The organism is Erwinia papayae (genome assembly GCF_058241465.1).
In genome coordinates this window covers 1,418,905-1,431,361 of the sequence record NZ_JBZCHT010000009.1, presented here as the reverse complement: position 1 = coordinate 1,431,361, position 12,457 = coordinate 1,418,905, and the positions used below count along the sequence as shown (strand labels likewise).

Sequence of the window (12,457 nt, the reverse complement as noted above, 5' to 3'; positions counted from 1 at the left end):
CACTCCTGAAACTGAAGAGGATGCGTCATGGCTGTGTTTAAACCGAAATTTATTACCTTCGACTGTTACGGCACGCTGATTAACTTTGATATGTCGGGTGCGGCCGCCAGCCGCTTTGCAGACCGTATTTCGCCGCAACAGATGCCTGCCTTTACCGAGGACTTCTCACGTTTTCGTATGGATGAAGTACTGGGCGCATTCAAACTTTATCCACTGGTGGTGGCGGGTGCGCTGTACCGCATCTGCAACAAATGGCGGGTGGAGTGCACCGACGAGGATTGCGCCGCGATTATGACCGCCTGCGCCAGCTGGGGACCGCATCCGGACGTTCCGGCCGGTCTGGCTAAAGTGGCGAAGGAATTTCCGCTGGTGCTGCTGACCAACTCCACCGATGAGCTGATTAAAAATCACATCCCCCGGCTGGGTGCGCCGATCCACATGACCATCACCGCAGAAGAGGTGGGGGCCTACAAGCCGCAGATGAAAGGCTTTGAGGTGATGCTCAACAAACTTAACTGCGCGCCCGACGAGATCCTGCACGTCTCCAGCAGCATGCGCTATGACCTGATGACGGCGCACGATCTGGGGATCACCCACAAAGTGTTTGTTAACCGGGGACATGGTCCGGGGAATCCTTACTACGGCTACAGCGAAGTGCAGGATATCGGCGGTCTTCCGGCGGTGGTGGGGCTGTAATCCGGCACAGGAGCAGGGTGATGAAACTGGAATCTTTCTGGCAGGCAACCGCGCCTGAATTTGACGGTGCACAGCAGGGCGAACTGCCCGCCACCGCCGATGTGGTGGTGATCGGCGCGGGGTTTACCGGCATCTCTGCCGCCCTGTCGCTGGCCCGCAGCGGACTGAGCGTGGTGGTGCTGGAGGCGGAAGGCGTGATGAGTCAGGCTTCTGCACGCAATGGCGGTCACTGCAATACCGGCGTGTCGCAGAACTTTGCCTCACTGGTGGCGTCAGCAGGCGCTGAGCAGGCCAGCCGCTATTACCGCGCCTTTGCCGACGCGGTGGATTATGTAGAGCGTCTGATCGGTGAGGAGCAGATCGACTGCGACTTCCTGCGTTGCGGCAAAATCAAACTGGCCAGTAAGGCGTCACATTTTGCCGGATTACAGGCGACCCATGATGCTTTGCGCCGTTATGTCGATCAGGATGTCACCCTGCTGAGTGCCGATGAGGTCAGGCAGGAGGTGGATTCCGATGCCTTTCACGGTGGTCTGATCCAGCATCGTGGCGGCCAGATGCATATGGGTAAATTCGGCATCGGCCTGGCCCGGGCGGCGGCCCGCAGCGGCGCGGCGATTTTTGAGCACACGCCGGTCACCCGCCTGCAACGGGTGAAAGGCTGGCAGCATCGGGTGGGCACAGCAAAAGGGGAGATCCTCGCTGAAAAAGTGCTGATGGCGACCGGTTGCTCGAACATCGGCCCGTTTGAGTGGTTTCAGCGGCGCATCATTCCGGTGGGCAGCTTTATTGTGGTCACTGAGCCTTTGCCCGCGCAACAGCTGAAAGCGCTGCTGCCCAATAACCGCACCTGCGTCACCTCAATGAATATCGGCAACTATTTTCGCACCACCGCTGACCACCGGCTGGTGTTCGGCGGCCGTGCGCGCTTTGCCATCAGCAATCCCACTTCTGACGCCCGCAGCGGCAAAATTCTGCAAGCCAGCCTGCGACGCATCTTCCCGACGCTGGCCGGCACGAAGATGGATTACTGCTGGGGCGGTCTGGTGGACATGAGTGCCGACCGTCTGCCCCATGCCGGTGAGCATGACGGGGTTTTTTACTCGCTGGGTTACAGCGGGCACGGCACCCAGATGTCGGTGTGGATGGGGCAGGTGATGGCAAATCTGGTGGCAGAAAAAAGCTGCGAGAATCCGTGGCAGCGCGACAGCTGGCCTGCTGTTCCCGGTTATTTTGGTAAACCGTGGTTTTTGCCCGTTGCGGGACTGTATTACAAGGCCAGGGACTGGCTCTCCTGAGTCGTTAACGTTCCATTTTGAGGGTGTGCAGATGAGTAAATTTCGTAAAGAATTCAGCCATGTTACCCCGTCTTTAAGCCAGGCGATTAATGATGTCTCCCTTTCCCGGCGTGGGATGATCAAACTGCTGTCGGCAGGAGCGGTGATGAGCACGGGCCTGGTGGGCTTTCCGTCGCTGGGCTTCGCGGCAGAGACGCCGGTGAAGGGCGGTAAAATGCGGGCTGCGGTAGCCAATGCCTCCGCTACCGATACCCTCGATCCGGCGAAAGGCAGCAACAGCGCCGATTACTGCCGCCAGTTTATGTTTTACAGCGGCCTGACCGAGCTGGATAAAGATCTGAGCGTCCAACCCGCGCTGGCGGAATCCATATCCAGCAGTGACGGCATCAACTGGCAGATCAAGCTGCGCCCGGGAGTGAGCTTTCATAACGGTAAGCCGCTGACCGCAGACGATGTGGTCTGGTCACTCAGCCGCCATAAAGATCCGGCAGTGGCGTCCACCGCCATCACCCAGGCGAAACAGTTCAGCAGCATTACCGCCGTCAGTCCGACCGAAGTGAAACTGGTGCTGTCGCTGGCGAACTTCGATATTCCCGCCGTGCTGGCGACCAGCCCGTTTTTGATCGTTGCGCAGGGCACCAAAGATTTCAGTAAGGCAATCGGCACCGGTCCCTTTGTCTGCCAGAGCTTTATCCCCGGCGTCAGCACCGTCGGCACCAAAAATCCGCATTACTGGAAACCGGGGCTGCCGCATCTTGATCAGGTGGAGCTGCTTGGCGTCACCGACCAGGCCGCGAGGGTCAATGCGCTGATGTCGGGCGATTTACATATGGTCGCCACCCTCAGCGCCAGCGACGTTAAACGTCTGCGCCAGTCCGGCCAGTTTGGCGTGCTGGAGAGTAAATCCGGTATGTACAGCAATCTGATTGTGCGCACCGACATCAAACCCGGCAGCAACGAAGATTTTGTGCTGGGCATGAAGTACCTGCAACCGCGTGAAATTATCGTTAAAACGGTGATGCAGGGCTTTGGCGAGGTCGCCAATGATATCCCGGTGCCGCCGTGGCATCCGATGTACAACAAAGATATCCCGCAGCGGCCCCTCGACGTGGAAAAAGCGAAATACCACTTCAAAAAGGCCGGCATGACCGGCGCGACGGCGGAAATTATCACCACCCAGAATATTGAGGGTTCGGTGGAAGGCGGCCAGTTGATCCAGCAGCTGGGGCGCTCGGCGGGCATCAATTTCAAGGTGCGCCGCGTGCCGTATGATGGCTACTGGTCAACCCACTGGACCAAAGATCCGATTGGCTATGGTTCCATCAATCCGCGTCCGACGGTCGATCTGCTGCTGTCACAGTTTTATCTCTCCGATGCGCCCAACAATGAGTCAGGCTGGAAGAATGCGCAGTTCGACCAGCTGGTGGTCGCCGCGCGCGGTGAGCGCGACCAGGCAAAACGTAAACAGATGTACGGGGACATGCAACAGTTGTTCTACGACCACTGCGGCACGCTGATTCCGACCTTTATCAGCTCACTGGACGGCTACAGCAGCAAAGTCAAAGGCGTGGAAGCCTGGCCATCGGGGATGATGATGGGCTTCCGCTTTCATGAGTTTGCCTGGCTTACGTCCTGAGTAGGAGACGCACGATGAACCGGTTCATGCTGTTACTGATTCTCCGGCGCTGTGGGGCCGGTATCCTGACGCTGCTGATTGTGTCGGCGGTGGTGTTCTTTATCACCAGTATGTTGCCGGGCGATGCGGCGCAGATGGTGCTGGGACAGAGCGCCACGCCGGAAACGGTGGCCGCGCTGCGCCAGCAGCTGGGGCTGGGTCAACCGCTGATCGTGCGCTATCTCAGCTGGCTCGCTGGCATCCTGCGCGGCGACTTTGGCACCTCGTTTGCCAGCCATTTGCCGGTGGCGCAACTGGTGGCACAGCGGATGCCTGCCACCTTTGAACTGGCGGCGATTACCACGCTGGTTTCGGTGCCGCTGGCTTTGGTGATTGGTCTGAGTGCGGCAATGAAGCGCGGTTCGCTGTTTGACCGGGCGCTGATGATGACCACCATGGCGGTGGTGGCAGTACCGGAATTTCTGGTGGCAACCATCGCGGTGATTGTCTTCGCGGTCAAATTACACTGGGTGCCGGCCATGTCACTGGGCACCCCGGCCCCCGATGTGCTCAGCTATCTGAAAACCTACGCGCTGCCGGTGCTGACCCTGTGCTGTGTGCTGGTGGCCCAGATGGCGCGCATGACCCGATCGGCGCTGATTAACCAGATGGACAGCCCGTATCTGGAAATGACCCTGCTGAAGGGGGTACCGCCGCTGCGGGCGGTACTGCGCCACGCGCTGCCTAATGCGGTCGGACCCATCGCCAATGCCATTTCACTGAGCCTCGCTTACCTTTTTGGCGGGGTGATCATTATCGAAAGTATCTTCAGCTATCCCGGACTGGCAAGCCAGCTGGTGGACGCGGTCAGCAACCGCGACCTGCCGGTGGTGCAGCTCTGCGTGATGCTGTTTGCCGGGTGCTATCTGCTGCTGTTGCTGGCGGCAGACATCCTCACCATTGCATTTAATCCTCGGTGGAGGGGCTGATGAATCTGATGACCTTACCCTGGCGTTTTTTTCTGTCGCTGAGCGTCAGCGGCAGAGCGGGCCTTGTTATTACCCTGCTGTGGATAGTGCTGGCGGTAACGGGACAGTGGCTGGCTCCGCATAACCTGGATGATATCGGCGGCGGTCCGTTACTGAGCGGCTTCAGCCGCGAATTCTGGTTCGGCACTGACTATCTGGGGCGTGATATGTTCAGCCGCATTCTGTATGGCGCACGTTACTCCATTGGTCTGGCGCTGGGCGCGGCGCTGCTGGCAAGCTGTACCGGTATCGTGCTGGCGCTGCTGGCTGCGGTAACCGGGCGCTGGCTGGAGGAGATCCTGGGCCGTATCAATGACGCGATGCTGGTGCTGCCGGGAAAAATCCTCGCGCTGATGATCGTGGCGGTATTCGGATCGTCGCTGCCGATGCTGGTGGTAACGGCGGTCTTCACCTACTGGCCGGGAGCGTATCGTATCGCCTGGGCTATGGCCTCCAGCCTGCGCTCGATGGATTATGTGCGCGCCTCGCGGCTGCGCGGAGAAAGCCGTCTTTATATTGCCCTGCATGACATTCTGCCCAATATGCTGCACCCGATGCTGACCGATTTTGGCCTGCGCTTTGTCTATATCGTCCTGTTGTTAAGCGGGCTGAGCTTCCTTGGCCTGGGCGTACAGCCGCCCTATGCCGACTGGGGGACGCTGGTACGGGAAAATCTACAGGGGCTGTTCGATGGGGCGCCCGCCGTGCTGATGCCCGCGCTGGCGATTGCCAGTCTGACCATCGGGGCCAATCTGTTTATCGACAGCCTGCAATCCATGCGACCGCTCAGCCCGGTGAAGGAGGGAGTATGAACGTGATGCCACACAGCGCCCGCCCGTTAGTGGCGGTGGAGAATCTGCGGGTGATTGCCCATGCCGACGATGGCCGTGAGATCCCGCTGGTCAGCGATATCCGTTTTACCGTGCAGAAAGGGGAAGTGCTGGCGCTGATTGGGGAATCCGGCTCGGGCAAGACCACCATCGCGCTGGCGCTGATGGGTTATGCACGTCACGGCTGCCGGATTGCCGCCGGACAGATTCACGTGGCCGGCACGGATGTCACCTCGCTCAGCGCAAAACAGCTGTGCCAGTTTCGCGGCAACAAGGTGGCCTATATCGCCCAGAGTGCCGCCGCCTCGTTTAATCCGGCGATCAGGCTGATGAAACAGGTCACTGAACCGGTGCTCATCCACGGCGTGATGACGCGGGCTGCTGCCGAGAAAAAAGCCGTACAGCTGTTTCGCGAGCTGGCTCTGCCGGACCCGGAGAACATTGGTCAACGCTTTCCGCATCAGGTTTCGGGCGGGCAGTTGCAGCGGCTGATGACCGCGATGGCGCTGATGAGCGATCCTGACGTGGTGATCCTCGATGAACCGACCACCGCGCTGGATGTCACCACCCAGGTGGAAGTGCTGAAGACCTTTCGCCGGGTAGTGCGCCAGCGCGGGATGACCGCAATTTATGTCAGCCACGATCTGGCGGTGGTAGCGCAAATGGCCGACCGCATTCTGGTGTTGCTGAAAGGGGCGATTGCCGAGTACGGCACCACTGAACAGCTGCTGCGCGCGCCTCAGGCGCAGTACAGTCATCTGCTGCTGGAAGCGGCAAAGCAACAGGTTCGACCCACGCCCTGGCAGATGCCGGACAGCCGGGAACAACCGTTGCTGGAGGTGCGGGATGTTTTTGCCGGTTATGGCGCGGTCAACCGTCAGGGGCAGCCCGCCATTCCCATCCTGCACGATATCAACTTCCGCCTGTTTCGCGGCCAGGCGTTGGGTATTATTGGCGAGTCCGGCTCGGGGAAAACCACGCTGGCGCATGCTATCGCTGGCATGAACGTGCCGTCTTCCGGCCATATTCTGTTCAACGGCCACTATATTGCCGGGGATATGCAGCAGCGCTCAGCGGATGAGCTGCGCCGCATTCAGTACGTTTTTCAGATGGCCGATACCGCGCTCAATCCGGCGCACAGCGTTGCCGCTATCCTCAGTCGGCCACTGAAACTGTTTCACGGGCTGCGGGGGGCGGCGCTGGAGAAACGGCTGGCCGGGTTACTGGATCTGGTGCGGCTGCCGCACAGCGTGCTGCGACGGCGTCCGTGGTCGCTGTCGGGTGGACAGAAACAGCGTGTTAATCTGGCGCGCGCGCTGGCGGCCGAACCGGATTTAATCCTGTGCGATGAGGTGACCTCAGCGCTGGATACGGTGGTGGCAGCTGCGGTACTGGATTTGATCACCGAACTGCGTCGTGAGCTGGGGCTGTCGGTGATTTTTATCAGCCATGACCTCCATGCGGTGCGCTCGGTATGTGATGAAATTCTGGTGGTGAAGAATGGCCGCAGAGTGACACAGGTGGCGCGCGCCGATTACGATAAACCCTCTGGTGAGCTTTACTACGAACGGCTGAAGCGGGCCGTACCAGAGTTACGCCAGGGCTGGCTGGATGAACATGAAGCCAGCGATATTGCGCTGTAATGCACAGTTTTTTTCTCTGCTGACTGGCAGGGACAGGAGTTAACAATACGATGCCGTCATTGATTCGATACGTTCAGGACAGCCACTATTTCCCGCCGGAAGTGGATGTGGTGGTAATTGGTGCGGGGATTGTCGGGGCCGCCACGGCTTATGAGCTGGCCCGCCAGGGCGTCAGCGTGGTGCTGATTGAAAAGGGGCTGGTGGGCGCGGAACAGTCCAGCCGCAACTGGGGCTGGTGTCGTCAACAGAACCGTGACGAGCGCGAGCTGCCGCTGGTGATCCATGCCCTGCAACGCTGGGGAGAGCTGAATCAGGAAACAGGTGAAGAGCTGGGATTTCGCCGCAGCGGGCTGGTGTATGCCACCGGCAATCAGAGCGAAATCGATGCCTGGGATAACTGGGGAAAGATGGCAAAAAGCTACGGCGTGCGCAGCGATATTCTTACTGCTGAGCAGGCGAAAGCCATGACGCCCGGCAGCACCAGCAGATGGCTGGGGGGCGTCTCTTCACCGAGCGATGGTCATGCGGAACCTTCGCTGGCGGCACCCGGGCTGGCGATAGCGGCACAGCGGCTGGATGCGCTGGTCTTTCAACAGTGTGCGGTGCGCGGGCTGGATATCTCGGCCGGTCGGGTGAGCGGTGTGATAACCGAACGCGGGACGATCAAAACCCGCCAGGTTGTCTGCGCTGCCGGGGCCTGGACGTCGCTGTTCTGCCGTCGTCACGGTGTGGATTTGCCGCTCGGCAACGTCACCGGCACCGCGTTTCGCACCACCGTAGTGGAACAGGCGATTGCCATGCCGCTGTATACGCCAACTTTTGCCTGTCGTCCGCAGATGGATGGCAGCTATACGGTTTCCATCTCCGGGCGAGGCCGCCTGACGCCGGGCGCACAAAGTTTGCGCTATGCCCGCCAGTTCTGGCCCACCTTTAAAGCACGCCGTAAATACCTGACGCTGTCGCCGGGCATCGCCCCCTTCCTGCGCGGGCCGGAATCCTTCTGCCGCTGGCAGTTTGACCGCCGCTCGCCGTTCGAAGAGGTGCGCATTCTTGACCCGGACGCGGATATGGCAATGGTACAGGAAGCCATTGAGGCGATGTGTAAAGAGTATCCGGCGCTGCGGGGCATTCGCGCTGAACAGGCGTGGGGCGGCGTGATTGACAGTACGCCGGATGCGATACCGGTGATTTCCCCCGTTGCCCGGCTGCCCGGCCTGATTATCTCCGCAGGCTACAGTGGACACGGCTTCGGTATTGGTCCGGCTGCGGGGCGTCTCGCGGCTGACCTGGTGACCGGCGCGACCCCGATTGTTGATCCCGCGCCATACCGTTATTCGCGGCTGGTTGACGGCTCTGGCCTTGATGTGCCGGGTATGATGTAAGGAGAAAAAATGAAGGTCCCGATGCAGAAAATGAACGAGCAACATCTGGCGCAGGCGGCAGAGCTGACCCGCAGGCTGCAGTGGCCCCACCGTCCTGAAGACTGGCAACAGGCGCTGTCGCTGGGCGAGGGGCGGGTGGCCGAAGTGGATGGCCGCGTGGCGGGCACCATCCTCTGGTGGCGCTGGGGAGAGGCGTATGCCTCGCTGGGACTGGTGATTGTGGCGGACGACATGCAGGGAAAAGGCATTGGCCGCCAGCTGATGCAGACGGCACTGGAGGCGCTGGAAGGCTGCAACGTGCGGCTCCATGCCACGGAAATGGGCAAGGGGCTGTACGAAAAGCTGGGATTTGTCGCCACCGGCTGGGTTGAACAGCATCAGTGTCGTGAACTGCCACCGGTTACGGCCATCGCTCCCGCTGAGGGTGAAGTGCTGCGTACGGCGAGCTGTGACGATATCGCAACGCTGACTGCCCTTGAGCGGCAGGCACACGGTCAGCATCGCCCTGCGCTGATTGCCAGCCTGTTTGACACTGCGCAACGTTTTCTGTTGCTGGAAAAAGCCGGGCGTGTCGTTGGCTTTGCCTGCCTGCGGCGTTTCGGACATGGTCAGGCGATTGGTCCGGTGATTGCGCAGAATGCGCAGCAGGCGAAAGTGCTGGTCATTCAGCTGCTGAGCGGGCATGGCGGTCAGTTTGTGCGCATCGATACCGACAGTCACAGCGGTCTCGGCGACTGGCTGAACAGCGTGGGAATCCCGGAAGTGGACCGTCCCACCACCATGATCTGCGGCGTACCCTGGCAGCCTGATGGCGCACTCTCATTTGGCTTAATGACGCAGGCGATGGCCTGATGACGCTGCTGTATAAATCCAGCGCCGAACGCGGCCAACGCTGGGCTGCCTTACTGGCCGAATGGGCACCGGAGATCGCTTTCCGTCAGTGGCCGGATATCGGCGATCCCCTGCTGGTGGAATATCTGGTGGCCTGGCAACCGCCGGACAATCTGATGCAACAGTTTCCCAATTTGCGGGTGCTTTTCTCAGTAGGTGCCGGAGCCGATCAGTTCGATTACCACCGTCTGCCGCCTGAACTCCCGGTAGTCAGAATGATCGAACCGGGACTGACTCAGGGAATGGTGGAATATATCACCTGGAGCGTGCTGGGGCTGCACCGGGGAATGCCGCGCTATCTGCAACAGCAGCGCCAGCAATGCTGGCTGGAGCAGCCCACTAAACCGGCCTCGCGGTGTCGGGTTGGGGTGATGGGCGTGGGTGAACTGGGGGAAGCCGTGCTGCAACCCCTGGTGCAGTTTGGCTATGACTGCGCGGGCTGGAGCCGTACGCCTAAGCAACTGCCAGGCGTGCGCAGCTTCGCCGGAGAGGAGCAGCTGGCTTCTTTTCTGGCGCGGAGCGATATCCTGATCTGTCTGCTGCCGCTGACCCGTGCCACCGAAAATATCCTTAACGCCAGCCTGTTCAGCCAGCTACCGCAGGGCGCCGCGCTGGTTCACGCCGGTCGGGGTGGTCACCTCAATTCGGCCGATCTGCTGGCGGCACTGGAGAGTCAGCAGCTGAGTGCGGCGGTGATCGATGTTACCGATCCTGAACCCCTGCCGGAGGGGCACCCGTTCTGGCTCCATCCGGCCATCTGGCTGACGCCGCACATTGCCAGCCAGACCCGGCCTGAAACTGCGGTGCGCGCACTGCTGGACAATATTCGCCGTTTCGAACGTGGCGAAGCGATGCATGGCGTGGTGGATCGTTCACGCGGCTACTGAATCGTCGGTCGGGCCTGATCTTCGGCCCTGTCAGCGCCGCCTGAGCGCGGCGAAAATTTAACCCCTGGATTCCGTCCGATTTCAACACTTAATGCTGCTGCCGGAGCCATTACGGCAGCGTGGTATTCCGGCTTATTGCGATACTTGACCCATAAATGTCATACCGATGAGGAACAGAGATGCACAATTTACTGGCTGAGCAGCAGACCTTTTCTGATAACGCGCTGTGGCTGGATGCCCGCGAGGAGCAGGTGCCGCGCGGGGTGGTCACCGCTCATCCCGTGGTGATTGCCCGGGGCAAAGGCGCTGAAGTGTGGGATGTGGAAGGTAATCGTTATCTCGACTTTGTCGCCGGTATCGGCGTGCTGAATGTCGGGCACAATCACCCGCAGGTGGTGGCCGCAGTCAGTCAACAGTTGCAGCAGGTTTCGCACGCCTGCTTTCAGGTAGCGGCCTATCCTGGCTATATTGAGCTGGCAAAACGGCTTAATGCGCTGGTGGGGGCAGGAGAGAAATTTAAAAGCGTATTTTTCACCAGCGGTGCAGAAGCAGTGGAGAATGCGGTGAAGATCGCCCGCTCTTTTACCGGTCGTTCCGGCATTATTGCTTTTGATGGCGCATTTCATGGTCGAACCCTGCTGGGCTGTACCCTGACCGGAATGAGTCAGCCTTATAAACAAAATTTTGGTCCCTTTCCCGGCGATATTTATCGCGTGCCGTTTCCTAATCCCTACCGTCAGCTTAGCGAAGCGGATTGTCTGAAGGCGCTGGACACGCTGTTCGCCGTGCAGATTGCCCCGGAGCGCGTGGCGGCCATCATTATTGAACCGGTACAGGGCGACGGCGGTTTCCTGCCTGCGTCAGCAAACTTTATGCAGGCCCTGCGTGAGGTGACCCGCCGCCACGGCATTCTGCTGATTTGCGATGAGGTTCAGACCGGCTTTGGCCGTACCGGCAAGATGTTTGCTTTCCAGCATACCGGCATCGTGCCGGATCTGGTGACGGTGGCAAAAAGCCTGGGAGGGGGGCTCCCGATCTCCGGTGTGGTGGGGAAAGCAGACATTATGGATGCGCCGACGCCGGGCGGGCTGGGCGGCACTTACGGCGGCAATGCGCTGGCCTGTGCGGCATCGCTGGCGGTACTGGATCTGCTTGAATACGGTAACCTGCTGCAACGCGCTGTCGAACTGGGAGAACAACTCCATGCCCGTCTGATTCAGCTGGCTGAAAAATACGCCTGCATTGGTGAAGTGCGCGGTGTGGGGCTAATGCTGGCTGTGGAGATTATCGACTTTGAAAGCGGTGAACCGGATGCTGAGCTGACGCAAAAAATTCTCGACTGTGCCTGTCAGGAAGGGTTGCTGCTGATTAAGTGCGGCGTGCAACGCAATACGGTGCGATTCCTGACGCCGCTGGTGACCAGTGATTCACAGTTGGAAGAAGCGTTGCATATTTTTGATATCGCGCTGGCGAATGCCAGCGGACGGCTGGGCTGATAATTGCTTTCTCATTGATATTACTGCGTTTAAAGATATTTTTTTGCCATAACGCTGACCGGTAAAACGCTGGCGTCGCTGGCAAAAAGCGTGTTATACCACTGGTATCCGGTGACACTTTGATAACAATGAGGGGCGCTATGAACGGCTTAATGAAACTGGACCGCATCGATATCAACATTCTGGTTCAGCTGCAAAAAGATGGCCGCATCAGTAATGTTAATCTGGCTGATGCGGTTGGACTGTCCCCCAGCCCCTGCCTGCAACGGGTAAAGCGTCTTGAAGCCGCCGGTTTTATTACCGGCTATGAGGCGCATATTAATCTGACCAGAATCACCGACTCGGTTACCGTCTTCACTGAGGTCACCCTTGCCGGTCACCGGCGGGAAGATTTTATGCGCTTCGAAAGTGCTATCCGTGAGGTGGATGAACTGATGGAGTGCCACCTGATTACCGGTGGTTATGACTATCTGCTGCGCTTTATCACCCGCAGTATTGAGCATTATCAGGAAGTGATTGAAGGCCTGCTGGATTCCAGCGTGGGGATCGACAAGTACTTCAGCTATATCGTGATCAAGTCACCGATTTTAAAAAGCAGCGTACCGCTGCGTTCTCTGATTTCACGTCATACCCAGGTTGAAATCTGACGGGCCAGCCGTTCCGCCCCGGTCGTTACCCTGGGTTTTCACAG

General features: G+C 59.3%; 11 protein-coding genes. All 11 read left to right on the top strand.

Annotated elements, in window-relative coordinates; genetic code table 11:
* Positions 1-27: 27 nt before the first annotated feature.
* The 11 genes from AC3RPL_RS11545 (at position 28) to AC3RPL_RS11495 (ending at position 12,413) form a co-directional block, all read left to right on the top strand.
* Positions 28-696: a haloacid dehalogenase type II gene (locus AC3RPL_RS11545; RefSeq protein WP_490740127.1), complete on the top strand. Its 669-nt coding sequence runs from the start codon at positions 28-30 to the stop codon at positions 694-696.
* Between the two features lie 20 nt (positions 697-716).
* Positions 717-1,994: an NAD(P)/FAD-dependent oxidoreductase gene (locus AC3RPL_RS11540; RefSeq protein WP_490740126.1), complete on the top strand. Its 1,278-nt coding sequence runs from the start codon at positions 717-719 to the stop codon at positions 1,992-1,994.
* 31 nt (positions 1,995-2,025) lie between these two features.
* Positions 2,026-3,630: an ABC transporter substrate-binding protein gene (locus tag AC3RPL_RS11535; RefSeq protein ID WP_490740125.1), complete on the top strand. Its 1,605-nt coding sequence runs from the start codon at positions 2,026-2,028 to the stop codon at positions 3,628-3,630.
* Between the two features lie 14 nt (positions 3,631-3,644).
* Complete coding sequence (locus AC3RPL_RS11530) at positions 3,645-4,598, top strand: ABC transporter permease (protein ID WP_490740124.1); 954 nt, start codon at positions 3,645-3,647, stop codon at positions 4,596-4,598.
* Positions 4,598-5,449 (top strand): ABC transporter permease, encoded by an 852-nt coding sequence (locus AC3RPL_RS11525; RefSeq protein WP_261640781.1) that lies wholly within the window; start codon positions 4,598-4,600, stop codon positions 5,447-5,449. Before AC3RPL_RS11530 ends, AC3RPL_RS11525 begins: the two co-directional genes overlap by 1 nt.
* Complete coding sequence (locus tag AC3RPL_RS11520) at positions 5,446-7,110, top strand: ABC transporter ATP-binding protein (RefSeq protein WP_034939262.1); 1,665 nt, start codon at positions 5,446-5,448, stop codon at positions 7,108-7,110. The genes AC3RPL_RS11525 and AC3RPL_RS11520 overlap by 4 nt, the downstream gene beginning before the upstream one ends.
* 50 nt (positions 7,111-7,160) lie before the next feature.
* Positions 7,161-8,492, top strand: coding sequence for an NAD(P)/FAD-dependent oxidoreductase (locus AC3RPL_RS11515; protein WP_490740123.1), 1,332 nt, complete (start codon positions 7,161-7,163; stop codon positions 8,490-8,492).
* 9 nt (positions 8,493-8,501) lie between these two features.
* A complete protein-coding gene (locus tag AC3RPL_RS11510; RefSeq protein ID WP_490740122.1) occupies positions 8,502-9,344 on the top strand; it encodes a GNAT family N-acetyltransferase in 843 nt (280 codons plus the stop codon).
* Complete coding sequence (locus AC3RPL_RS11505) at positions 9,344-10,270, top strand: 2-hydroxyacid dehydrogenase (RefSeq protein WP_490740121.1); 927 nt, start codon at positions 9,344-9,346, stop codon at positions 10,268-10,270. Before AC3RPL_RS11510 ends, AC3RPL_RS11505 begins: the two co-directional genes overlap by 1 nt.
* A gap of 179 nt (positions 10,271-10,449) precedes the next feature.
* Positions 10,450-11,766: a 4-aminobutyrate--2-oxoglutarate transaminase gene (gabT, locus tag AC3RPL_RS11500; protein WP_034939270.1), complete on the top strand. Its 1,317-nt coding sequence runs from the start codon at positions 10,450-10,452 to the stop codon at positions 11,764-11,766.
* A gap of 140 nt (positions 11,767-11,906) precedes the next feature.
* Entirely contained in the window at positions 11,907-12,413 is a 507-nt protein-coding gene (locus AC3RPL_RS11495) for an Lrp/AsnC family transcriptional regulator (protein ID WP_034939272.1), read from the top strand.
* The last annotated feature ends 44 nt before the right edge of the window (positions 12,414-12,457 follow it).

Coding starts and splice junctions, on each gene's coding strand:
- AC3RPL_RS11545 (WP_490740127.1), top strand. CDS start 28: ATGGCTGTGTTTAAACCGAAATTTATTACCTTCGACTGTTACGGCACG.
- AC3RPL_RS11540 (WP_490740126.1), top strand. CDS start 717: ATGAAACTGGAATCTTTCTGGCAGGCAACCGCGCCTGAATTTGACGGT.
- AC3RPL_RS11535 (WP_490740125.1), top strand. CDS start 2,026: ATGAGTAAATTTCGTAAAGAATTCAGCCATGTTACCCCGTCTTTAAGC.
- AC3RPL_RS11530 (WP_490740124.1), top strand. CDS start 3,645: ATGAACCGGTTCATGCTGTTACTGATTCTCCGGCGCTGTGGGGCCGGT.
- AC3RPL_RS11525 (WP_261640781.1), top strand. CDS start 4,598: ATGAATCTGATGACCTTACCCTGGCGTTTTTTTCTGTCGCTGAGCGTC.
- AC3RPL_RS11520 (WP_034939262.1), top strand. CDS start 5,446: ATGAACGTGATGCCACACAGCGCCCGCCCGTTAGTGGCGGTGGAGAAT.
- AC3RPL_RS11515 (WP_490740123.1), top strand. CDS start 7,161: ATGCCGTCATTGATTCGATACGTTCAGGACAGCCACTATTTCCCGCCG.
- AC3RPL_RS11510 (WP_490740122.1), top strand. CDS start 8,502: ATGAAGGTCCCGATGCAGAAAATGAACGAGCAACATCTGGCGCAGGCG.
- AC3RPL_RS11505 (WP_490740121.1), top strand. CDS start 9,344: ATGACGCTGCTGTATAAATCCAGCGCCGAACGCGGCCAACGCTGGGCT.
- gabT (WP_034939270.1), top strand. CDS start 10,450: ATGCACAATTTACTGGCTGAGCAGCAGACCTTTTCTGATAACGCGCTG.
- AC3RPL_RS11495 (WP_034939272.1), top strand. CDS start 11,907: ATGAACGGCTTAATGAAACTGGACCGCATCGATATCAACATTCTGGTT.